Source organism: Dyadobacter sp. CY327 (assembly GCF_021390415.1).
GTDB lineage: Bacteria > Bacteroidota > Bacteroidia > Cytophagales > Spirosomataceae > Dyadobacter > Dyadobacter chenhuakuii.
The window spans coordinates 70,843-95,155 of record NZ_JAJUXJ010000005.1; the positions used below are offsets into that span (position 1 = coordinate 70,843).

Consider the following 24,313-nt stretch of genomic DNA (forward strand, 5'->3'; position numbering starts at 1 on the left):
CCCTGAAAATCAAGAATCGCATTGCTCTTCAATTCACGCTCCTCGTGGCGGCGATCTTGCTATTGTTTTCAATCACCATTTACAGCGTTTCCGAACATTATAGGCAAGAGGAATTTTACGATCGCCTGAAAAGCCGCGCCCGGACCACTTGCCGACTGCTGGTAAAGGTTAAAGGAATTGACAAACATTTGCTGAAAGCCATTGACCAAAACACGCTTTCAGAAATGCTTGACGAGAAAGTGCTGATTTTTAATGCTGATAATGAGCTGATCTATTCCAGCGTGGATGATAAACTTTTGTCTTATAAAGCCTCGCTGCTGGATGAGGTGCGGGAAAAGCAATATATCGAGTTTCACGAAGGCGGAAGCGAGGTCATCGGTCTTTTGTATCAGGAGCAAAGTGAGCCGTTAACCGTGCTGGCGTCGGCATATGACACTTTTGGGCATAGCAAGCTCACCAATCTTCGTGAAACACTGGGTTGGGGCCTTTTAGCCGGCATTGCGGTTACTGTCGGGCTGGGGATATATTTTGCTGGAAATGCATTGCGGCCTATCAGCCGGATCAATCATGAAGTTTCGCTCATAACGGCCCAAAACCTCTCCCAAAAACTTGATGAAGGCAACCGAAAAGATGAGATCGCGCAGCTCGCGATTAATTTCAACACGGTGCTTGTGCGCCTTCACAATGCATTTGAACAGCAAAAAAGCTTCGTTTCACATGCTTCCCACGAGTTGCGGACACCATTGGCCGCCCTGAAATCCGAAATCCAACTGGGGCAGCGGTTTAATAAAAATAATCCCGACCTCGACGAAGTTTTTGCCAACCTCTTTTCCGACACGGAAAGGCTCATCAGCATTACCAATAACCTGCTTTTCCTCGCACGCTCCTACGAGCATTCGGGACAGTTGAAAATGGCGCCTATCCACATAGAAGATCTTGCTTTTGCGGCTAAGGAAGAATTGTTGTCAGCCAACCCCGATTACCGTGTTGAAATTGACTATGAAAACATTCCGGAGGATGAAAATCAGACTGTTATCGAAGGAAATGAAGAATTATTGAAAAGGGTTTTTTCCAATTTGCTGGATAATGCATGCAAATATTCTTCGGATCACCAGGCTAGGATTCTGATCTCGTCCGACAACAAATCGTGCATTGTGAAGTTCAAGGACCAGGGCATTGGCATCAGCCCCGAAGACATGCCGCATATCTTCAATCCTTTTTACCGGTCGTCGGATGCAACGACTGTTCCCGGTTTCGGAATAGGCCTCTCTATTTGCCAGCGTATCATTGATCTGCACCACGGAACGATCTCCGTCACGAGCGAGCCAGGCCAGGGAAGTGAATTTCAGGTGCGTTTAAACCACGTATGAGCCTGTTTCGGCCATTCTAATTTTTTTCTAACTTTATTTTAAGGCTCCTGTAATACCGGCGTCGGAATATCGCATCATTCTAACACAGAAAACATGCGAACTTATTTCACGACGATCCTCCTATTCCTGGCAGTCCAGCTGCACGCACAGGACACATTGAGGCTTTCGATCAAACAGGCCGACAGCCTTTTCCTTCAAAACAACCTCGAAATTCTTGCCGAAAAATATCGGATCGATATAGCCAAGTCCATTGAGATCCAGGACAAGCTTTGGAATAATCCCACATTCGGCGTCGAAATCAGTGCTTATAATCCTTCTCGGGGTTTTCTGGACGTAGGGAACAAGGGCCAGAAAGCATTCACTGTTCAGCAGCTCATTACCCGGGCCGGCAAACGGAATAAGCAGGTGGCATTGGATGTGGAATCCACCAGGAAAAGCGAATATCAGTTCTTTGATCTCATCAGAACATTAAAATTTGACCTTCGCCAGATCTTTTTTGAGTCTTATTATCTGGAACAGACCATTGCATTATACGACACACAAATCGCCTCGCTCAACACGACCGTAAGCGCGTTTGATAAAGAATATAACCGGAAAAATATCTCGCTCAAAGAAGTTGTCCGCCTTAAAGCCCTCCTCTTTCAATTGACCAATGATCGTGCCGACATCCTTTTCGAACTCCATGATAATCAGCGCGATCTGCGCACATTATTGAATGTTGACCAGCCTGTAAAGTCGGTTGTGGATTCGGCAGACGTTCGTCGTTACCAGCTTAGCCAGTATAATGGGGCTGCGCTGAAAGCGAAGGCGATGGAAAGCCGCGCCGACCTGAAAGTGTCGCAGTCGGAAGTGAAACAGGCCGAATTGAACTACACCTTACAAAAAGCGCTGGCGGTTCCTAACATTCAGCTCGGTGCGGTTTACGATCAGGCGAGTAATTACGTGAACAATTATGTAGGCGTTTCGGCCACGATGGACCTTCCTTTTTTCAACAGGAACCAGGGAAACATCAAGGCTGCGAAAAGCAATATCAGTTATTTCAAAACGGCTGAAACGGCCAAAGTGAACAGCATTAACAACCAGGTTGACGCCGCATTACAGAAGGTTAATGTGGCTGAAAAGGCTTACCAGGGCGTCGAAAGCCAGTTCTCGGATCAGTTCCAGCTCCTTAGCAAAGGCATTTATGACAATTTCCAGAAAAGGAACATTACCCTTCTCGAATTCATCGATTTTATAGAAACCTACAACGAAAGTATCAAGGAATATAACCGCCTGCAAGCCGACCGCATCAAGGTTTACGAAGAACTCAATTTCGTAGTCGGTGAAGAGCTTTTTAACTAATCGAATTTATCACATCATGGCAATCGCCACTAATATTTTTCCAATGAAAAACTCTCTGAGCATGGTTCTGCTCGCCGCCGCGGGCCTATGGCTGACCGGATGCAATACTACAAAAGAAGATCCCGAAGAATCGAAGGCCTTTATGCTTTCGGACACGATGATGAGCCGGATCACGCTCGATACGGTGAAGACCGAGCCGGTCCGTAACGAGCTGACACTGGTTGGAAAAGTTGTTCCTGATGAAAATCAGGTAATTAAGATCTACCCCTTGGTAGGCGGCAATGTGGAAGAAGTCGACGTGGAATTGGGCGACAATGTTCGCAAAGGCCAGAAACTGGCTACGATCCGTTCGGGTGAAGTTGCTGATTTTGAAAGACAAATGATTCAGGCACAATCCGATTTGCTCATTGCCCAAAAGAATTTGTCGTCTACCGAGGATCTTTTTGAGAGTAAGCTTGTGCCAGAGCGGGACGTCATTACGGCGCGCCAAGTGGTGGACAAAGCGCAGGCGGATGTGAGCCGGGTGAAGGAAATTTTCTCGATCTATGGTTTGGGGAAGTCCACAAACTACACGGTTAAGTCGCCTATCAACGGTTTTATCATTGACAAAAGCGTGAACCGCGGCATGCAGCTGCGCTCGGATAATGCAGAGAGCCTTTTCACAGTCGGGCAGATTGCAGATGTGTGGGTAATGGCCAATGTGAATGAGAGCGACATTCCCAGGATTAAACTCGGAATGCCTGCTGATGTGCGTACGATCAGTTTTTCCAATGAAGTTTTTAAAGGAAAAGTGGACAAAATTTACAATGTCCTCGACCCGGATACGAAAGCGATGAAAATCCGTATTCAGCTGCAAAATGTAGGTTTAAAACTAAAACCCGAAATGCACGCAACGGTCAACCTGAACTTTGAGGAAGGTGGAGAAATGCAAGCCATTCCATCCCAGGCTGTCATTTTCGACCGTAGTAAAAACTGGGTCATGGTCTATCACGGCCGGTCCAACATTGAAACCCGTCCCGTCGAAATTTACCGCTCCCTGGCCAACAGGACCTACATTACCAGCGGCCTGAAACCCGGCGAAGCCATTATTTCCAAAAATCAACTTCTCGTTTACGACGCGTTAAATGATTAAAAATTCACTCATTCACTCATTAAAAAATGAATAAATTCATTCGGGGAATTGTGGGCTTTTCTTTGAAAAACCGCTTTTTCATATTCTTTATGACCGGCCTGCTGATCATCGCAGGGATCGTCAGCTATCGGGACACGCCGTTGGAAGCGTTTCCGGATGTTACTAATACACAGATCATTATCGTTACGCAATGGAACGGACGAAGCGCAGAGGAGATTGAGCGGTTCGTAACGGTTCCAATTGAAGTTGCGATGAATTCGGTTCAGCAAAAAACGAATGTGCGCAGCACAACAATGTTTGGTTTGAGCATTATCAAAATCATTTTCGATGATAATGTAGAGGATTTCTTCGCACGGCAGCAAGTTAATAATCAGCTCCGTAACATCTCGCTCCCCGATGGCGTCGAGCCGGACGTCCAGCCTCCGTACGGACCGACCGGTGAAATTTTCAGGTTTACACTAAAAAGTAAAGATCGTGACAGCCGTGAGCTGCTGACATTGCACAACTGGATCATTGACAGACAATTACGAAGCATTCCCGGCGTTGCAGACGTAGTTGCGTTTGGAGGTAGAGAGAAGATCTACGAAGTGCAAGTGAATCCTACCAAGCTCGTTAAGTACAACATTACGCCGCTGGAAGTGTATCAGGCAGTAACGAAAAGCAATGTTAATGTGGGCGGTGATGTGATCGAGAAAAACGGACAGGCTTACGTGGTGCGCGGGATCGGTTTGCTGAACTCCATTCCTGATATTCAGAACATTATCGTCGAGTTCGTAAAGGATAATCCGGTTTTGGTGAAGGATGTTGCGGACGTGAAGGAATCGGATATGCCACGTGTGGGTCAGGTTGGCCTGGATGGGAACGATGATGTTGTGGAGGGCATTGTAGTGCAGCGCAAAGGCGAAAATCCGAGTGAAGTGCTGGCACGTATAAAGGATAAGGTTGAGGAACTGAACACTAAAATTCTTCCCCCGGATGTCAAAATGGTGACATTCTATGACCGCGATAATCTGATCGAGTTTTGTGCGCATACGGTGAAGCATAACCTCATTGAAGGCATCGTGCTGGTAACTGTGATCGTTTTCCTTTTCATGGCCGACTGGCGCACGACGGTGATCGTTTCGATTATCATTCCGCTCGCGCTCCTGTTTGCATTTATGTGCCTGAAATTAAAGGGAATGTCCGCCAACCTCCTTTCGATGGGGGCGATTGACTTTGGTATCATTATCGACGGCGCCGTTGTAATGGTCGAGGGGATTTTTGTGGCACTCGATCATTTGGCGCATCGCAACGGAATGGATCGGTTCAATAAGTTATCAAAGCTTGGTTTAATTAAAAAAACAGGTGGGGAGCTTGGTAAGGCCATCTTCTTCTCCAAGCTGATCATTATCACTGCATTGATCCCGATTTTCAGTTTCCAGAAAGTAGAGGGTAAAATGTTCACCCCACTTGCCTATACGCTCGGTTTTGCATTGTTAGGCGCATTACTCTATACATTAACGCTGGTTCCAGTACTTTGCTCGATATTGTTGAATAAAAATGTCCGCGAGAAGAGTAATCCGGTCGTTCGTTTCTTCGACAGGACGGTTACCAATGGTTTTGAATGGTGTTATAAACGGAAGAAGTTAAGTCTGGTCTTTGCCACTGTTTTCCTGGGTCTCAGCTTGTTTTCAGCCAAATTTCTCGGAACCGAATTCCTGCCGACACTGAACGAGGGCGCATTATGGGTCGAAGCGAAAATGCCGATGAGCAGCTCACTTAATGAAACGATCAAAATGGTGACCACGCTTAGGGCCAAATTGAATGAATTCCCGGAAGTGAATGGCGTCTTATCGCAAACAGGCCGTTCCAACGACGGAACCGATCCGTCCGGTTTTTACTACGTTCAAATGCAGGTTAATCTTAAACCAAAGGACGAGTGGAAGCGGAAAATCACCCAGGATCAGCTGATTGAAGAAATGGATACGAAGCTAAAACAGTTCCAGGGCATTAATTACAATTATTCTCAGCCGATCATCGATAATGTGGCCGAAGCAGTTGCAGGGATGAATGCGAGCAATGCTGTAAAGATCTACGGCGACGACCTGGAAACGCTGAATGCGAAGGCGGACCAGGTGCTGGCAGCAATCAAAGATGTGCCCGGGATCAAGGACGTAGGCATTTTGCGGAACATTGGCCAGCCAGAGATCAGCGTAATTTTACACGACCACAAAATGGCTCAATATGGTGTAAGTACGGCTGATGCACAGGCAGTTATAGAAATGGCTATCGGTGGAAAAACGGCTTCGATCCTGTATGAAGGCGAACGGAAATTTGACATTCGTCTGCGCTACGAAGAGCAATATCGCCGCACGGTGGACGACATCCAGCAACTCATGGTGCCCACGCTTACCGGCGGAAAGATTCCGTTGAAAGAAATATCATCCATCCGGACGGTTACGGGTCCCGCATTTGTATACCGAGACAACAACAAACGTTTCATAGGCGTCAAATTCTCCGTTCGTGAACGCGACCTGGGAAGCACCATTGCAGATGCTCAAAACCGGGTAAAACCATTGCTCAAAAACCTGCCTAAGGGCTATTCCGTGAACTGGTCAGGAGAATTTGAGAATCAGGTGAGGGCGACGGCTCGTCTGGGACAAGTGGTTCCTATCAGCCTTATCGGCATTTTTATACTTTTGTTTATCATGTTTAATAATGCAAAAGATGCCGGTTTGGTCTTGGTCAATGTCCCTTTTGCACTCATCGGCGGCATTCTGGCGCTGCACGTTACGCATATGAACTTTGGGATTTCAGCAGGTGTGGGCTTTATCGCATTGTTTGGTTTATGTGTGCAAAACGGCGTTATCCTGATCTCAGTTTTCAACAAAAACCTGGCAGCAAGGATGTCGCTGGATGAAGCGATCCGGGAAGGCGTTAAGTCCAGGATCAGACCGGTGATTATGACCGCATTAATGGCCGCAATCGGCCTGCTGCCCGCTGCCACGTCCACCGGAATCGGCTCGGAAACCCAGAAACCGCTGGCCATAGTTGTCATAGGAGGCCTGGTTACCGCCACTGTGCTAACGTTGCTGATCTTCCCGATTATTTACGGGTTTTTTAACAGGAAAAGCCGCTCTTACAGAGCGGCTTAGACGTTAATGCTAAAACGAGCCCTGTCACCCTGAGCGGAGCCGAAGGGGCGTTACTGCTTGGTGGTAACGCCCCTTCGGCCGCCCGGCGGCCCGGTCCGCTCAGGGTGACAGGGCCATCGGCCGCCCGGTCCGCTCAGGGTGACAGGGCCATCGGCCGCCTGGTACGCTCAGGGTGACAGGGGCCACGTGCTTACTACTTCCCGTTCTGAAACGTGATCGTAAAAGTAGTCCCGGTCCCTATCTCCGATTCCACGTCGATGCGGCCGTGGTGGGCGTGGATGATGCTCATGGTTGTGGATAAGCCGATGCCCATTCCGTTGTTTTTTCCGGTAAAATATGGCTCGAAGATCTTTTCCATGTGTTCTTCACTGATACCGCAGCCGTTATCCGTAAAAATAACCTGGATGTTCTCTCCCTGGCTTTTGGTAGTAATCCTCAGGATGCCTTTATCCTCTTCCATCGCCTCAATGGCATTGGTAATAATGTTCAGGAAGGCCATTTGCAGGGAAACAGGATCAAGCGGCAATGCCATTTCCTCTTCCGCAAACTGGTTGACAATTTGAATGCGTTTTAACTGGACCCGGTCCAGGGCGGCGCCGATGGCCTGGATAAGAACGGTGTGCACGGAGCTCGTAACGAGCTCTATATCAGCCGAGCTGGATGGTTGCAAAAGCTGCGATATAAGGTCATTGATCCGGTTGCAATTCCGTTTAATGATCTGTGTATAAAACTTCTGGTCTTCATCAACCAGCTCCATTTCCAGCTGTTCAGCGGAAAGGTTAACATTGGTTAGCGGATTCCTGACTTCATGGGCAAGCATTCTTACCAAACGACCTGTAACCGCCATTTTTTCGGAAAACAATCTTTCTCTTTCAGATTGCTTGCGAGCGGTCATATCATGCAGCCTGCCTTGTATATACGGATGATCGTCGTCCACTTCCAGCGTTGCTGAAAAGAGGCAATATTTCTTGTCACCATCTTTGGTCACCAGCCTTACTTCAAGATCGTGGATCGGATGGTCTTTTATATTGTTCCAGAATGAATCAAACTGCGCGTCTTCCAGCAATTCAAGGATATTTTTGAGCCGGAGATCGTCTTCCGTATATCCCGTTAATACGCTGGCCGAGGCGTTCAGATCGATAATGTTCCCGGCAAGGTCACTGATGAACAGGAAGTCATTGGATTCTTCAAAAATCCTCCGGTAACGGCGTTCACTGTGTTTCAAAGCTTTCAGCACCGAAGTTCTTTCCAGTGCATACCGGATACTTCTTTCAAGCTTTTCGGAATCCAGCTCGCTTTTGATCAGATAGTCAGCTGCACCCAGCCTCAATGCTTCTACGGCGATTTTAGTATCCCCTTTTCCTGTCAGCAGAATAATCGGTTCTTCACATTCAAACTGACAGGCTAGTTCGATCAGGTCTATCCCGGTGCTTTCACCTAATAGATAATCAAACAGATACAGATCGTATTTATGATCCTTGATATGCTGCTGTGCATCCCTGAAAGTGGAGCACCAGGTTATATCAAACTTCCAGTTGACCAGTTCCTGAAAATATTCACGTGTGAGGAAGTAATCATCCTCGTCGTCATCAACCAGGAGGACCCTTATTAATTTTGTATTCATTCTAGTTTATAGCTCAGCGTAACTCAACAATTAAATGTCAAACTGTTTCATCTTATTGTAGAGTGTCTTCCTGTCAATGTTCAACAGCCGCGCTGCTTTGCTTTTATTAAAATTAACATCCCGAAGCACCTGCATGATCATGTCATACTCGGCTTCATTGGCAACTGTTTTCAGGCTGGGCTTGGAATCATCACCGTCCAGTGTTTCCATTACCGGAGCTGCTATGCTGGTGGTTGCTGCCAATGTTACAGGCTCCTCGTCCAGGTCTTTCAGCTTTTTATAATTCACAATTTCAAAAGGCAGTGATTTCTCCTCGATCAGGTCGCCATCGGAAAGCAGCGTAGCTCGTTTGATGACGTTTTTCAGCTCTCTCAGGTTACCCGGCCACGAATAGCTCAGGAAATCGTTCTTAACATCCTCCGAAAACCCGCTTACATTCTTGTTCAGCTCCACATTGGTAGTATCCAGGAATGTGGTTGCAAAAAGCATCAGATCATCTTTCCTGTTTCTCAATGCAGGCACTTCTATCGTGAATTCATTGAATCGATAGTAAAGATCTTCCCTGAATTTCCCGTTTCTGGCAGATTCGAGCAACCTTTCATTACTCGCAACAATGATCCTTACATCCAGATCGATCTCCTTTGATCCGCCGATGCGGCGCATCTTACGCTCCTGCACTACACGCAGCAAAGCCACCTGTATTTCGTAAGACAAATTGGAAACTTCATCCAGGAACAATGTGCCGCCATTAGCCATCTCAAAGTGGCCTATCTTGGTATTCAATGCACCTGTAAATGATCCCTTTTCGTGACCAAAAAGCTCGCTGCCGGCCAGTTCCTTGGATATGGCACCGCAGTCCATCGCTACAAAAGGCATATCCCGTCTTTTTGACCGGTTATGGATTTCTGCTGCAATGGCTTCCTTTCCAGATCCGCTTTCTCCGTAAATGATAACGCTGAAATTAGTAGGCGCAACAAGGTCAACCTGGCGGAAAAGATTATCCGAGACTTCACTCTGACCCATTACATAACCCGCTTTGGTCCGCGAGCTCATCTTGCGGGCAGGTTTTGTAGTTTCGGTAGATCCTCCGCTTGGGCCGGACGCAACCGCTGTATATTCAAATTCCTCGTTCTCTCTGGATTCCGCGTCAGCAATGGCCTTTTTCACCGTTACCAAAATTTCGTCCGGAAACAATGGTTTGGTGATATAGTCATATGCTCCTAGTTTCATCACGCTAACCGCCACCTTAATGTCGGAATAGCCGGTTATAATGAGTACGGGCACATTTGGACGCTTTGCTTTGATGGCAGTGAGCAATTCTGTTCCGGTGATGTCACCCAAACGGAAGTCGGTCATAACCAAATCAGGCGAGATGGAATCGATCAGCGCAAGGCCGTCTTTACCATTCTGTGCAGTTTCAACTATAAAGTCATTCTTTGATAAAAATCTCTTCAACAAGAAGCAGATATCTGCCTCATCATCAACAACAACAATTTTTTTCATGCCAGGTTTTTAGGGCTAAATCCAGTTGGTTTGTAAGCTGCTTAAATGGTTACTCTTAATCTTGCAGTCGGGATATTTAATTGTTCCCGGTATTTCGCAACGGTCCTTCTAGCCACAGAATAGCCTTTTTCAGAAAGCATGTCTGTAATTTGCTGGTCGTTGTATGGATGTCTTTTGTCTTCTGCTCCTACGATCTCCCGGATCGCCTCCTGAATTTCGCGGTTGGAAACCTCTGTGCCGTCCTCATTGGTAACGCCTTCTGTGAAGAGGTCTTTGAGCAGTACGATCCCGAAAGGTGTCTGAACGTATTTATTCGTCGTTACCCTCGATACTGTGGAAATATCCATACTGATGATCTCGGCAACGTCTTTCAGGATCATGGGGCGTAACTTCTTGATGTCGCCCGTTTGGAAATAATCGTATTGCAACTTAACGATGGCCCTTAATGTGCTCAGCATTGTGTTTTCACGCTGCTTGATCGCATCAATGAACCATTTCGCCGAATTCATCTTATTTTTCAGGAACTGGTTCGTTGCCTTATCGTTCTTTTGTTCGGCCATTTGGGTAAACAATTTGTTCAACCGCAAAGCCGGGCTGTTACCCCATGTAAGCTGCACTTCTATATCACCATCCTCCGTATACCGAAGCATAAAATCCGGCTTAATGCTTTCATTCACGATGGAATCATTGCGGAGGCCGGATGCTGGTTTTGGATTCAATGTGGTGATCAGTGCGATGGCCTTCTTCAACGATTCCTCGTCGAGGCCGGTAATGCGCATGATCTTGTCATAATTTCTTGAACCCAGCTCATCAAACGCATCGGTAACAATTTTGCAGGCCCACTTCCAGGTATCGTCCTGGTTTTCGATGCGGCCAAGCTGAATCAGCAGACATTCCCGAAGATCGCTTGCCGCGATTCCTGCCGGATCAAGCTGCTGAATGATTTTAAGCATCCAATTGACCTCTTCTGTGTCAATAAACATGCTGTTGGCGAAGGAAATATCATCGGCAATTACATCGCTTTCACGTCTCAGGAAACCATCTTCGTCCAGGGAATCCAGAATAAAATCCGCAATCAGCTGCTGGCGCTCGTCCAGCCTCAGGAAATGTACTTGCTGTTTAAGGTCGTCCCGGAAGGAAATTGTTTCCACCATAGGACGTGTGTAAAGCTCATTATCGGGCGACTGGTTGTTGGCATAAGTCTTATAATCCGGAACATCATCGTCCCTGAACTCATCCCAGTCGTAATAATCCTGCATGGTATTATCATCGCCGGTTCCGGTATCGGCAGGATCTTGAAAGTCGTCAACAGTATCTTCCGAAGCATTATCGTCCTTACCCTCCTCTAAAATAGGATTTTCTTCAAGCTCCTCTTTAATTCTTTGTTCAAGCTCCATTGTTGTCAAATGCAGTAAATTCAGCATCTGAATTTGCAACGGAGAATATTTCAGGGTCTGTCTTTGCGTCTGCGTTTGTCTTTGCATATAGCAACCAAGGGTAAATAATTAGAATTCTTAAAGTTTAAATTTACGACTCTTTAGCCAATATCTGCAACGAGCGGGCCGATTCTAAATATTGCGTACTTATTTCCACATTCTGAGTACAATTATTCAGAATGCTCGACGAATAGACGAACATTTATGCTTCTTACTATTTTCAGAAGACCGGCGTAGCCGTATTGAACAGACCTGGTCAGGCTAAACGTTACAACATATTTATCTTTTGACCAAAATATCTAACTCCCATTCTCTCATTAAGTTACTACGAAAACCGGGTGGAAAACCAGAGCAGAATTCCGGGAACCCAGACTTTAACCATAACAAAAGAACGGACAGCCAACGATTTCATCAGTCCAATCGCAAAGAGGCATATCAAGCAACTTTACAAAATTCTTGCCGCGGTCTGTTTGCAAAAAAAGAACCTTTCAGGACTGAAAGGTTCTATACTTCTAAGGAAATTGTAATTTATTAAGCCACATTAACGGGCTTCTCGTCGGTATTTCTTTTTACCCAGCGAAGTCCTTTGAGAAGCAACTCCCTGCCTTCCGGCACACCGTGCTTCACGATTACATTCTTAACGATCAGCGGCACCACGTAATTAAGTGGTGGCGGCAGGCGACGCAATGCTGTTTTGGCAAGAATTGCACTTACGCCCATCTCAATACTTTTGCCTGAGCTGCTGTTCGGTCCTGCAAGAAACATGTTCTTCACATAATTGACAGTGCTCTCAATAGGTGTAGAAGTTTCCTCTTTCCCAGGGTTTGCTGATGAATATTTCATGGTATGATGAAGTGATAAATTTCCGGCGGCTTTACACCGCCGGAAAAGATGTTATTGATATCTGTTGATTTCTTCTTTTGCAGTGTTCGAGTATTCTTCTGCCTTGTCGAAAGCTGCGTTTTTATATTCTTCGCCTTCCTCCTTAATCTGTCCGGCTACATTGGAAGCCTTTTCTTTGCTTTTTTCGAGCGCGTCGATCAGATCAGATGCGAGGCTATTCGTTTTTTTCTTGATTTTCTTTATCGTCTTGTTACCGTCTTCTGGCGCAAATAGCAACCCGATTACTGCTCCAACCGCTGCTGCTGTTATGATTCCCCAAAATGCTTTATTACCATTCATGATTTTCTTCTTTTAATGTGAAAATTTCATTTACCCTCCACCATCTCCAAATCCTGTACCAGTAATTGGCTGCATCGCAAACGGGATAATCGTTCTACACATTACATGAAGCAACATTAACTTCATTTACAAAATCTATCTTAAACGCCTGCTGTGCCTCTCAGATGGCAGGATTATTGTAAATACGGCTTCTGTATGCATGTTTTAAAACAACCTGGAATACTTTTAAAATCTACCTTCCTTCAAATGACTAAAAATTCTATTTCTGACACATCGCTATGAGAATTGTAATTATTGAAGATGAAAAGGATCTGGGTGTGTTGATGCGCAATTTTCTAGTGAAACAGTTACATATAAAGTCTCCGGAGGCATCCATAAAGGTGGCTGCTTCGCTTACAGAAGGCTTTCAGTGTATAGTTGAACTTAATCCTGACTGGATTTTCATTGATAATAACTTGCCCGATGGAAAAGGAATTAATGAGATTCAGCGCATTAAGACTTCCATAATCGTTAAGGACACGAAGATCGTAATGATGAGCGCTATGACAAATCTGCGTGAGGAAGCTTTCAAACAAGGTGCGGATTACTTCCTGGACAAACCGATCAGTTTCGCTGAAGTGAAGAACCTGTTTGCCAATAACAGCAACGGTCACGAATGAGTATTGTGTAAGATTAACAGTAGAGAATATTGCGTATAGTGTGGATTTGCACGATAAATACGTAGAAATTAATTCTCAAATAGCATTTTACTAATATTCGGGAAGAATGTTGGATTAAAATAAAACAGGGCATTTTGTCCCTGATTTCCCCCGCGATCCAGGCAATTTTACCTTCTGACTTTTGTAGCGGACGTGCTTTTTCTTCTCCTTATCACCCTTTTTCTTCTCATAAGGGATCATCTTAAAATCGTATTCCGGTATAAAATAGTCTTCCTTGTACTCAGCAACGGGAAGCGGCATGTAATGTCTTCCGGGAAATGTTAGCACATCATATTCATAATCGTAGAGATATATCGTCACAAAACCGTCACGGCTGTATTTTATCCCTATATCTGAAAACGGGCTGTTCTCATCGGCTGACGCTACGAGCCGCATCATTTCCTTCTGCTTTCCCTTGGCCAGAATGGTCATATTATACTGAAAAACGCGATGCAGCGAATCAATTTGTAATGCAACGCCCAGATAATATTTGGCCTCCTTCATCCTGTCTTTGCCGGCATACATGACCGCCGTATTATTCAATGCGCTTTTGTCCTGATAGGCCTGGTAACTCAGTTTTGCCTGATCGAAATTGTCGAGATAACGATATACATTGCCTTGGTTCACATTGTAAAATTTCCGGGAAGGCGCATTATCGAGGGCAGTTTTAAAATCGTTGTAAGCCCCGTCATATCTTGCATTTGCCTCATTGACCTGATGCCGCTGTTCATGCCTGTTTCCTATATACGCCTGAATGATACCATGGTTATTGTGTAAAAACGGCAGCTCAGGCTTTTCTTTAACCAGACTGTCAAACAAAGCCATTGACTTATCCAGCTGGTCATTTTCAAGCAATACGATCCCCCATCCGTTCTGTGCGTTCACATTGGCGGGATTGAGTGAAACGGCTTTCTTGAAAACCTGATATCCCTTTTTATACATATCAAAATGCATGAGCAGGTTTCCGTAATTGCTCCACATCAGGTCATAACCTTGCTCATATACGAGTGCTTTCGATAAGAACTGCCCGGCTTCGGAATAGCGCTTCTGGTCAATCATGATGCTGCTCATGCCGGCCAGCGCCTCGTAGCGCGTGGGATCCAGCCTGATTGCCTTGTTGAAGTCGTCCTGGGCTGGATTAACCTGTTTCAGATAATATTCGGAGAATGCTTTTGTCACAAAAAGATCTGCAAAAAACTTGTTATCCTCGTTCAGGGCGCTCTCTGCTTTCTTGAAATCTTTCAATGCCAGGTCATACTTTTTTTGCCCGTAATAGGAAACTGCACGACCCAGGTAGGCTGGTAAATAAGTCGAGTCCTTTTTTATAACCCGGTCAAAAAGCGTGAATGCTGTCTGATATTCATGTTTTGAAAGGTGGGTATTAGCTATTCCCGATTGCAGCGCAGGCGTTTCACGTTTTAATGTTGAGGCCAGCTTGTAATAGCGCTGCGCTTCGCTGATCTGCTTTAAACCATAATACGAATGCGCCATTCCCAGATAGGCATCACCCCGGAAAGTGCGGTCGTCGGTTTCAAGATATTTTTCAAAAACGGCCTTCGCCTGGCCAAACTGATTAAGTGATAACAACGCATTGGCGTAGCGGATCTGCGCTTTCAGATGGTTTCGTGAAACCTTTTCAAAATCCTTCACCGCTTTCTTTTCATTGCCCGTCCGCATGAGCATATCGCCCCTTTGCAAGCGGTAAGCCATTTCATCTTTCTGGCGGATGGCCGTTGCCATTTCATCCACAGCCTCGGGAAGCTGGCCTTTGTATTTGTAAACCATTCCGAGATTGTAATTCCACTTCCCGCTGGTGTTTTTTGCATTGTTACCATTGGCAAAGCTCAATGCATCGCCATATTTTTTCTGCTTACCATAAGAAACCAATGTGTTCAAAATGGCCTGCGTGCCGCCGGGCGCATCCGTAAAGTCATTTCTTGCAGCGTCGTATTTACCGGATAACATGCCAAAAAGCCCCCTGTTATAATGTAAATGCGGATCCTGGCTGCTCAGATCCAGCTCTTCCATAATGTGATGTGCCTTTTGAAAGTTGCCGAGCAACGCGAGAATAACGGCCTCATTGTTCATGCGCTGCACAGAATCAGATGGCTGAAAAGCCTGTTTGTGATATAGCGCGTAAGCGGCTTGTAAATTGCGGAGGCCTCGCTGGTAAGTGTCTTCACGAAGCAGCGCGGGGTTATTTTCTTCGAAAGACCGGTTGAAAACGGGAAGCAGCTCTTTGACTATTCGCTGGCATTCACTGAAATCCTGTGCTAACGTAACGCCGGGAGTTAAAAGCGTCAACATCAACAACATACCTTGGAGAAAAAACAGGCGGATCTTTTGTAGCATTACCAAAAAAGATGGCTCAAAAGACCGAACCTACAAGTAATGTTTCAGATTTACAATAATTACGGTAGCCGATTAATAGAATCCGCTAAAAATATAATTTTTTCAATAAATAAGATTATCGAAATCAGAACTACTTTTACAAGGTTCAATTCTTCCTACTGTCGGGTGATGTAATGTTTTCTAAATGTGCCGCTGGTAACCCGAGCCACAACTAAAAACGCCCGGACGGATTCGGGGCATATTATTTCAAATTTAATATCTTGCAATAGTAAGTTTTGCCAAGTCCAACTTTACAGGCCCCGTTCAGGGTGCCACAGGAGGGTTTGGTAAATGTGTTTTTTATAAATTATTCAACTTGATATGCCCCCGGTTAATAAAGATAAATTCATAGTATATCAGGTATTTACCCGCCTATTCGGGAACCAGTGCGCGACTAACAAACTGTACGGCTCCATTGAAGAAAATGGCTGCGGAAAGTTTAATGATATCACCGAAACTGCGCTTGCTGCTCTGACTGATTTTGGCATTACGCACGTGTGGTATACCGGTGTGCTGGAACATGCGACATTGACCGATTACAGTGAATTTGGAATAAATGCCGACCATCCCCTGATCGTAAAAGGAATCGCAGGCTCACCCTATGCTGTTAAAGACTATTACGACGTAGATCCGGACCTTGCAGTGGACGTTAACAATCGGATGCAGGAGTTTGAGCAGCTTGTTCAGCGGACGCATGACAAGGGTTTGAAAGTGATTATCGACTTCATCCCTAACCATGTTGCCAGACAGTATTTTTCGGATGCCAGGCCTTCGGACGTCAGGGATTTTGGAGAGGATGACGATAATACGGTAAGTTTTAGTCCAAAAAACAACTTCTATTACATTCCAAACCATGATTTTGTGGTCCCTGAGGGTCATAAGCCGCCCGTCGAGATTACTGCCCCATATCATGAAAGACCGGCCAAAGCAACCGGTAACGACGTTTTCCAGGCACAGCCAAGCCAGTACGACTGGTATGAGACCATTAAGCTGAATTATGGTGTGGATTATCAAAACGGCGGATTGCGCTATTTTGATCCTATCCCCTCGACCTGGCTGAAAATGTACGATATCCTCCGCTTCTGGACCGAGAAAGGTGTAGATGGTTTCCGGTGTGATATGGCGGAAATGGTCCCGGCTGAGTTTTGGGCTTGGGTTATACCAAAGGTTAAGGAGTTGAAAGACAGCGTTATCTTCATTGCCGAAATCTATAATCCTGCTCAATATCATCATTATATCAAGACAGGAAAATTTGACTATTTGTACGATAAAGTAGGCTTATACAATTCTTTGCGGAGCCTGATGGAAGGCCATGGAACGGTGGAGGACATTACGCGCATATGGCAGCAGGAATCGGGCGATATCAGTGAAAATATGCTCCGGTTCCTTGAAAATCACGATGAGCAGCGCATTGCGTCGCGGTACTTTGCGGGCGATCCGTGGGCAGCGATTCCAGCTATGACATTGAGCGCTACATTGCATACAGGTCCGATGATGATCTATTTCGGCCAGGAGCTGGGGGTTAATCCCGTAGAGCCGGAAGGGTTCCAGGGTGATGACGGGCGCACGACCATTTTCGATTATTGGGGCGTTACCGAATTCCAGCAATGGGTCAATGGCGGAAAATTTGATCTGGAAAAACTCACTGCAGACCAGAAAAAATTGCGCGCTTTTTACGAAACGCTCAACCACTTTGTCCGTGAAAACGAAGCCGTTTATGCCGGATCGTTTTACGATTTACAATATGCGAATGTCGACGGCCAATCTCAAAATTACGACAAAAGGCTGCAATACAGCTATTTGCGTTTCACTGAAAATCAGAAGCTGCTTTTTATTTACAATTTTGATAAAGAAAAAACCGTTGAAACAACCGTTAAAATCCCACAGGACGCCTGGGAAAACTTTCTGAAATTGGGCAATACGGCGGCTTACAGATTGAAACCGGTTTTCCCGACATTCATTCCTTCTCCAAGCCTGAGGACCAATGAGATCACATCTACGGGTGTGCAGGTGGGACTGGCGCCCAACGCTGTTTCGGTATATGAAATTGAGGCAAAATGAGCATGGTCAAAGCTGGAATGCTTAAATTTGATTCAGGCAAATGTTTATTTGACAGTTATAAAGCGTAAACTTTACGCAAAAAGGAAATTTCAGCATGATCAGAATTATTGTTCTATCCATTTGTCTTCTATCCGCAACCGGTACATTTGCACAGCTCGCTGTTCAAAAGGTGTTTGCACAGAAAATGGATTTACCGGAGAGCAGGGATATCGGGACGCAGGTTTTGCGTATGGGCGAATCGTTTCTGGGAACGCCGTATGTTGCGGGAACATTGGAAGGAAATCCAACAGAACGGCTTGTCTGCAAATTCGATGGGCTGGACTGCACTACACTGGTGGAAAGCGCTGTGGCTCTGGCCATCGCCAAAAACGAAAACCCTACTTACGAAGGGTTCAAAAACGAGCTGACCAAATTGCGTTACCGGGACGGTGTTATAGACGGATATCCTTCGAGATTGCATTATGTGCTCGATTGGATGTACGAGAATGAAAAGCGAGGACGACTTGAAAACATTACGACCAAAGTTGGCGGCGTCCCGTTCAGGAAGGAAATCAATTTTATGTCCAATCATGCGAATCTTTATCCCTCTATGGCTGAAACGGCTGTCTGGGAGAAAGTGCGTGAGCAGGAAAGCACCATTAATACGCGGGAGCACAGTTATATCCCCAAGTCGGGCATCCATAAAGCCGAGCCTATGCTGCACGATGGCGACATTGTTGCATTTACGTCCTCCGTGGAAGGCCTTGACGTTAACCATATGGGGATTATTTCCAAAGTAGGCAGCCGCGCTTACCTGATCCACGCATCGTCTACGGGCAAAAAGGTGATTATGACCAGTGTGCCGCTTGCGGAATATGTAGCTTCGGTCCCCAAGCATACGGGAATGATCGTAGCGCGACTCAACGATATCTGATCCAATGAATGAATTTTTGAATGTGCTCGATTATCGGAATTTGCCGTGGCTAATCGTGCTGGTCGCGACTGTCATCGGCCTGATATGCAGCGCAATCGTTATTAATCTTATCAAAATCACAGCTTCAAGGAAGGAATGGCGGGCAGTCAGGGCGATTAAAGACAACCTTACAAGTGTGCTTTATTTCTTCATTCCGCTTGTCTTAATCACCGCCTCGCTTAAAACTTATTCTTTCGGCAATAAGGAGTATTACTGGACCTTCACGATCAGTAAGGTGATGTTAATCGCAGTGACAACGTGGCTCATGACGCGCATTGTCATCATTGTTGAAAAAGTGCTGATTGACCAGCTGGATTTTACCTCGCCGGACAACAACCAGGCACGACGCTTGTTCACTAAGATCAAGTTCGTGAAGCGCATTGTGATTATCCTGATCATTATTATAGGCGTTTCTATCCTGTTGCTGAGCTTCGAAAGCGTGCGGCAATATGGGGTTGGTATCCTTACATCTGCGGGTATTTTCAGTGTGATTATTGGTTTTGCAGCGCAAAAATCGCTGGCTAATCTCATGGCTGGAATTCAGATTGCATTCACACAGCCTATCAAGATCGATGACGTTGTTATTGTGGAAGGCGAATGGGGACGCATTGAAGAAATTAACTTGACCTACGTGGTGGTCAACATCTGGGACCTGCGAAGGATTGTCCTTCCGATCACTTACTTTATTGAAACACCATTCCAAAACTGGACGCGCAATGACAGTGCGCTCGTGGGAACCGCTTTTTTTCACCTCAACTATCTGACGCCGGTCCCTAAACTCAGGGAAAAGCTGAAAGAGATCCTGGATGAAACACCGCTTTGGGATGGCCGTTCATGGGCATTGCAGGTAACAGATACGCAAGGGCAACTAATGGTAGTGCGGGCCATCATGTCGGCCCGGAATTCTTCCCAGACATTCGATTTGCGCTGCCTGGTCCGGGAGAAAATGATTGAATTTATCTCCCAGGAATATCCGGAAGCATTGCCCAGCCACCGGATCGAAGAAGCGCACAAGCAGGAAAATATGCTGCCCGAAACGAAACTCAACCGATAAAAACAATGGCCTCCGGAAGATCCGAGGGCCATTTTTTTCTTACTACTCACCTAACTCAATTTAACTTACCACTGCGCGGAATAGCTAATGAATGTTTTCTGGTACAAATGACATTTAACCGGGTTAAATGCACATTAATACCGAATTAAATATCCGTTAAAAAGGAGGGAATTTCAGAATGAATGTCGTTCCTGAGCCCATAACTGACTCAACTTCAATGCTGGCGCCCTGCATGTTTATAATGCGCTTGGTCAATGCCAGTCCTATGCCATAACCTGCCTTACTGATTGTGGTGGCACTTCTGTAAAATGTGTCGAAAATATAAGGAAGCTCGTCGGGCGCGATGCCTATGCCCACATCTTTGAAAAAGATTTTGATCAGGTCCTTATGGATTTCCAGAAACACATTCACGGTCCCATCATTGGAATATTTGCAGGCATTGTCCATGAGGTTCATGAATGCTGTTTTGAGCAGGCTTTCGTCGCCATACCGCTTCAATTGCTCCTCGTCATCAGGGATGTTGTCGTAGTGAATGTGCACTTTATAACCCGGATTCTTCTGCTGTACGGATGCTTTTGCCTGCCAGAGAACTTCATCCACCCTTATTTTTGAGAATGTTACCCTGAATGCATGTTCTTCCGTTCGGGCCAGTTCCAGGAGCCGGCTCACCAGCTCATTCATTTCCCGAGCCTCAGACCAGATTCCTCTTAATGCGTCTTTATATTCTTCCGTAGGCCGGTCCTTCATCAGGCTCAGCTCGGCCTCGCTCATGATCAATGCAAGCGGTGTGCGCAGCTCGTGCGATGCGTGGGAAACGAAGTTTTTCTGGGCAATAAATGCTATCTCCAGCCGGCTCAGCATCTGATTGAATGTCTGCGCGAGTGCGGCCAGTTCGTCCTTTTCCCTTCCTACCGTCACTTTCTCGTGCAGGTTGCCTGCCGAAATGTTGTTAACCTGTGAGATAATGTCGGAAACGGGTTTAATGGCATCATTCGCAAACTGCCAACCAGCCACGCCTACCAGAATAAGGGATAAAAGCCAGCCTATCAAAAGTATTTCACGAAGCCGTTTCAACTGGTTCATTCCCGGAAAATCATTGGCCACGGCCATCACAACCCAGGGTTTCCTGTGATCCTGTAAAACGTGCCTGATAATGATAGCCTCTTTGTTATCATGCTTGGTGCGGATCTCCTTTCCTCCCCGGGCTTCTGCCAGTATATTTTTGGAAAGGGTAAATTTCTCGTCCCCGCTCGTAAATATGAGTGAATCCGAGCCGTCGTAAATGGTTATTTCTTCATTAAGCAGAATGGCATTATTCGCTTTCTCGATTTTTTCAATGTCCGCCTTACTAATGCCCTGGCTCGCTTCTACCAGCTGCGCAATGGTCTGCCCGCGCTCGTTCAGAAAAGAATAAAATTGTTTTTCCCTGTACTGATCGTAAAAGAAGTAAATGGCGATGCAGAACAATGCCATGATGGAGCCTACCAGCATGGTAAAAAGCAATGTAAGGCGCGACTTAATGTTCATTCTTCCTTGAAGATGTAACCCATTCCTACTACGGTATGGATCAGCTTGGTAGGATAATCTTTGTCTACCTTCTTTCTTAAAAAATTAATGTAAACATCAATTACATTGGTTCCTGTATCAAAGCGGATATCCCAAACCTGCTCGGCAATGTCTACACGTGAAACCACGCGGCCTTTGTTCCGCATCAGATATTCCAGCAGGGCAAATTCCTTGGCAGTAAGGTCAATGCGGTTTCCGCCGCGGCGCGCCACTTTTTCATCCAGATTCAGTTCAAGATCAGCCAGGCTGAGAATCTGATTGGACTGCTCGCGGTTGCTGTTTCGTTGGGACAAAACCTTGATACGCGCGATCAATTCCCTGAATTCGAATGGCTTGACAAGATAATCATCACCGCCTGCTTCAAAGCCATCCAGCTTGTCATCAATGGTTCCCAGTGCAGTCAGGAAAAGAATGGGTGTGGCCAGGCCGTCGTGACGTAGCTGGCGGGCGAGGTCGTATCCGTTTAGTAAAGGCAGGTTAACGTCAAGAATGATCACGTCAAAACGATAGTTAGCGGCCATTTTCTTGCCTACCTGCCCATCATATGCCAATTCAACTTCCCAAGACTGTTCTTCAAGGCCTCGTTTGAGGAACCCGGCGAGTTTGGGTTCATCTTCGACAATCAAAATCTTCATATGAGTGGTGAGCAATTTTATTTGCCAAATGTTGCACAGAATTTCTCTTAAAAAAAGGCTGTCCGAAAATATCGGGCAGCCTTTTCGTCTATATCCACACCATTAAAACGCTAGCAACCAAGTGCATTCCGTTCTATTATAATGCAAAATATATATTATTTATTATAAAACATAGGCATTGGACGATTGTACAAAATTAAATGCAAGTGTTTCAGTAATAATCAGTTCCGTTATCTAACTCCGAGCGCTCGTCAAATGCACCAAAGTCGTCTTCTTCCAACCGCATTCCTTTCACCGCTTTTTTGATCAGTCCGATCTGCCCTGCATGGTATACATCGTGCTGGATAACTCCGTGAATCAAAGTATAATAACTGTAATCACGACCCGGAACGAACTCTTCGAGGAAGCTGTCACTTTCAATTTTTTCAAGCTCCGAAATCAATTCTTCCTGCGAAAGGCTGAGCTCCATTTGAATGGCTTCCCACTCAAATTCGTCAACCAATGGGAATTTTTTCCAGTCCTTATCCTGCGTTTTAATGTCAAACTCAGCATCTCCCTGTATTTTCCGAACGGCAAAAATGCGCCACGTGGTCATATGATAGACGATCTCTGCAATCGAATGTGTATTGGTGCTAAGCCTTACTTCCGCCATTTTGGGTGTCACATCACGCAATGCTTCCACCACAGAAGGCCCATACCATGCTTCCTCACTTTCGTAGGTATCGTTCAGTACATCTATAATCCTTAAAATCTCTTCTTTTGTTTCCATATAAAATGAATGTGTTTGTGCGATGTTAAATGATTTTCGGTTTGCTGCAACCAATTTAGTTTTTTAATAGTCCTGAAAGATATCTGCAACGAATAAAACTAAAAAATTGAGCTAAGAAATTACCTAAAATAAAATGTTCAATTTCAAATTTCGTTTAATTATCATATTTAAATATAAGAAGGAAACATGTTAAAAAAAGCTTCATTGTTCATACTCATGGCAGGAATAGGAATGATGTCCTGCTCCAAAGATCCTATCAGTGATTTATCAACGGAAGAAACCCTTGTTTACATAACAAATCACGATAAAGCGGCTAATTTCAATCAATACAAGACATTCAGCATTGTGGACTCGGTGCTGGTTGTGGAAAACGGACAGACGGGAACCGCATTAAGCGAGCTGGACCGGGACGTTTTGATCCGCATTATTTCCAACATGGAAAAGCTGGGTTACAAGTATGTCAGCCCTAAAAGCAAGCCGGATATAGGCATCAACGCCAGCTGGATTTCCAACACTTACCTGAATGTGGTTTCGCAGCCAGTATCATCTTACTATGGCGGCTACTGGGGCGGCGGCGGATATGGTTACGGCTACCCGAATTACTATCAGTATTATCAGACCAGCGAAAGTTACTGGCTTATTTCCATGCTCGATTTCAAAAATCCGAACACCGTGGATAAGACCTTTAAAGTGGTATGGGACGCGCAGATCCGCGGCGCAGGAATAGGTGACAGACAATTTGTGGACACAATGGTTGACTCGATTTTTGGTCAGTCAGGTTATTTAAAAATTAATTAAAATGAAGAGAATCATCGTTATAGCCCTTTTTGTCATTGGTGCTTTTAAATCATATGCGCAGGAACCGGCGCCAAAGCTTTATACACTCCCCTCTCCATTTGAACGCTACACCCATTACCTGGCTACCGCGAGGTTGATGGGCGCAACGCCACTGGGATCATTTGCGGATAATTACATCGATAAGGCTTCTTTTCAGAACTACTCCCTCTCTATTGAATGGGTTTTAAGAAACTCTCCAATCTCTGTTGGCGGTGAAATCGGCTCGACTTACTTCGAAAAACGGATCCCGAGAGCATTATATCAAAATGGCGAAGAGGTCCTTTCGGCAGTGCAGACGCGCACCATTTCACAATATCCGGTTGAAATTTTCGGGAATTATCACATTCTGCCAAGAAATTCGAGCATACAACCTTATGTGCAGGTAAGCGGTGGGGTCAGCATTCTGGACTACACTTTGTTTTACGGCAATCTGGCGTCTCAGGATCAGAAAGTTCGTCCGAAATATGGCATTGGAGTAGGATCAAAATTCCTTTTCAAACGCGACGGGGCTTTTGGTCTGGACGTTCGCGTGAAGTATGATGGCGTTTCTTACAAGCACGAATATATCGATAAGGGGATTTCATCTGTGAACGGGTCGATTGGTTTATTCTATCGGTGGTGGTAAGTT

General features: G+C 45.5%; 19 protein-coding genes. 10 read left to right on the plus strand and 9 right to left on the minus strand.

What is annotated here, in order from left to right; translation table 11 throughout:
• The first annotated feature begins 2 nt into the window (after positions 1 to 2).
• From LZG74_RS13825 to LZG74_RS13840, 4 genes are all read left to right on the plus strand, one after another.
• Positions 3 to 1,370 (plus strand): ATP-binding protein, encoded by a 1,368-nt coding sequence (locus LZG74_RS13825; RefSeq protein ID WP_233797384.1) that lies wholly within the window; start codon positions 3 to 5, stop codon positions 1,368 to 1,370.
• Positions 1,371 to 1,463: 93 nt separating this feature from the next.
• On the plus strand, positions 1,464 to 2,711 hold the full coding sequence (locus LZG74_RS13830) for a TolC family protein (RefSeq protein WP_233797158.1): 1,248 nt from the start codon (positions 1,464 to 1,466) through the stop codon (positions 2,709 to 2,711).
• Between the two features lie 43 nt (positions 2,712 to 2,754).
• Positions 2,755 to 3,843, plus strand: a complete 1,089-nt coding sequence (locus LZG74_RS13835; protein ID WP_233797159.1) for an efflux RND transporter periplasmic adaptor subunit — start codon at positions 2,755 to 2,757, stop codon at positions 3,841 to 3,843.
• 26 nt (positions 3,844 to 3,869) lie between these two features.
• Positions 3,870 to 6,977, plus strand: coding sequence for an efflux RND transporter permease subunit (locus LZG74_RS13840; RefSeq protein WP_233797160.1), 3,108 nt, complete (start codon positions 3,870 to 3,872; stop codon positions 6,975 to 6,977).
• Positions 6,978 to 7,170: 193 nt separating this feature from the next.
• On the opposite strand, the gene LZG74_RS13845 is transcribed toward LZG74_RS13840, so the two are convergent.
• The 5 genes from LZG74_RS13845 to LZG74_RS13865 all read right to left on the minus strand — a co-directional run bounded on the left by LZG74_RS13845 (position 7,171) and on the right by LZG74_RS13865 (position 12,722).
• Positions 7,171 to 8,601 carry an ATP-binding protein gene (locus tag LZG74_RS13845; protein WP_233797161.1) on the minus strand — a complete coding sequence of 477 codons (1,431 nt, stop codon included), beginning with the start codon at positions 8,599 to 8,601 and terminating at the stop codon, positions 7,171 to 7,173.
• A gap of 30 nt (positions 8,602 to 8,631) precedes the next feature.
• Positions 8,632 to 10,104 (minus strand): sigma-54 dependent transcriptional regulator, encoded by a 1,473-nt coding sequence (locus tag LZG74_RS13850; RefSeq protein ID WP_233797162.1) that lies wholly within the window; start codon positions 10,102 to 10,104, stop codon positions 8,632 to 8,634.
• A gap of 41 nt (positions 10,105 to 10,145) precedes the next feature.
• A complete protein-coding gene (gene rpoN, locus LZG74_RS13855; RefSeq protein ID WP_233797163.1) occupies positions 10,146 to 11,588 on the minus strand; it encodes an RNA polymerase factor sigma-54 in 1,443 nt (480 codons plus the stop codon).
• Positions 11,589 to 12,071: 483 nt separating this feature from the next.
• A complete protein-coding gene (locus tag LZG74_RS13860) occupies positions 12,072 to 12,383 on the minus strand; it encodes a hypothetical protein (RefSeq protein ID WP_233797164.1) in 312 nt (103 codons plus the stop codon).
• 51 nt (positions 12,384 to 12,434) lie between these two features.
• A complete protein-coding gene (locus tag LZG74_RS13865; RefSeq protein ID WP_233797165.1) occupies positions 12,435 to 12,722 on the minus strand; it encodes a YtxH domain-containing protein in 288 nt (95 codons plus the stop codon).
• 278 nt (positions 12,723 to 13,000) lie between these two features.
• Here LZG74_RS13865 and LZG74_RS13870 point away from each other — a divergent pair, with 278 nt between their 5' ends.
• Positions 13,001 to 13,381 carry a response regulator gene (locus LZG74_RS13870; protein WP_233797166.1) on the plus strand — a complete coding sequence of 127 codons (381 nt, stop codon included), beginning with the start codon at positions 13,001 to 13,003 and terminating at the stop codon, positions 13,379 to 13,381.
• A gap of 114 nt (positions 13,382 to 13,495) precedes the next feature.
• Here the strand turns inward: LZG74_RS13870 and LZG74_RS13875 are convergent, their stop codons facing one another.
• Entirely contained in the window at positions 13,496 to 15,727 is a 2,232-nt protein-coding gene (locus LZG74_RS13875) for a tetratricopeptide repeat protein (protein WP_233797167.1), read from the minus strand.
• 405 nt (positions 15,728 to 16,132) lie between these two features.
• Between LZG74_RS13875 and LZG74_RS13880 the strand changes: the two genes are divergently transcribed.
• The 3 genes from LZG74_RS13880 to LZG74_RS13890 all read left to right on the plus strand — a co-directional run bounded on the left by LZG74_RS13880 (position 16,133) and on the right by LZG74_RS13890 (position 19,878).
• Positions 16,133 to 17,872, plus strand: a complete 1,740-nt coding sequence (locus tag LZG74_RS13880; protein ID WP_233797168.1) for an alpha-amylase family protein — start codon at positions 16,133 to 16,135, stop codon at positions 17,870 to 17,872.
• Positions 17,873 to 17,966: 94 nt separating this feature from the next.
• Entirely contained in the window at positions 17,967 to 18,785 is an 819-nt protein-coding gene (locus tag LZG74_RS13885) for an N-acetylmuramoyl-L-alanine amidase-like domain-containing protein (protein WP_233797169.1), read from the plus strand.
• A gap of 4 nt (positions 18,786 to 18,789) precedes the next feature.
• Positions 18,790 to 19,878: a mechanosensitive ion channel family protein gene (locus LZG74_RS13890; protein ID WP_233797170.1), complete on the plus strand. Its 1,089-nt coding sequence runs from the start codon at positions 18,790 to 18,792 to the stop codon at positions 19,876 to 19,878.
• 156 nt (positions 19,879 to 20,034) lie between these two features.
• Here the strand turns inward: LZG74_RS13890 and LZG74_RS13895 are convergent, their stop codons facing one another.
• The 3 genes from LZG74_RS13895 to LZG74_RS13905 form a co-directional block, all read right to left on the minus strand.
• Positions 20,035 to 21,405: a HAMP domain-containing sensor histidine kinase gene (locus LZG74_RS13895; protein ID WP_233797171.1), complete on the minus strand. Its 1,371-nt coding sequence runs from the start codon at positions 21,403 to 21,405 to the stop codon at positions 20,035 to 20,037.
• Entirely contained in the window at positions 21,402 to 22,079 is a 678-nt protein-coding gene (locus LZG74_RS13900) for a response regulator transcription factor (RefSeq protein ID WP_026628310.1), read from the minus strand. The genes LZG74_RS13895 and LZG74_RS13900 overlap by 4 nt, the downstream gene beginning before the upstream one ends.
• Positions 22,080 to 22,290: 211 nt before the next feature.
• Entirely contained in the window at positions 22,291 to 22,848 is a 558-nt protein-coding gene (locus tag LZG74_RS13905) for a DinB family protein (protein ID WP_026628311.1), read from the minus strand.
• 186 nt (positions 22,849 to 23,034) lie between these two features.
• On the opposite strand from LZG74_RS13905, the gene LZG74_RS13910 reads away from it, so the two are divergent.
• Positions 23,035 to 23,646, plus strand: a complete 612-nt coding sequence (locus LZG74_RS13910) for a DUF4136 domain-containing protein (protein ID WP_233797172.1) — start codon at positions 23,035 to 23,037, stop codon at positions 23,644 to 23,646.
• A gap of 1 nt (position 23,647) precedes the next feature.
• Positions 23,648 to 24,310 (plus strand): hypothetical protein, encoded by a 663-nt coding sequence (locus tag LZG74_RS13915; RefSeq protein WP_233797173.1) that lies wholly within the window; start codon positions 23,648 to 23,650, stop codon positions 24,308 to 24,310.
• Positions 24,311 to 24,313 lie beyond the last annotated feature (3 nt).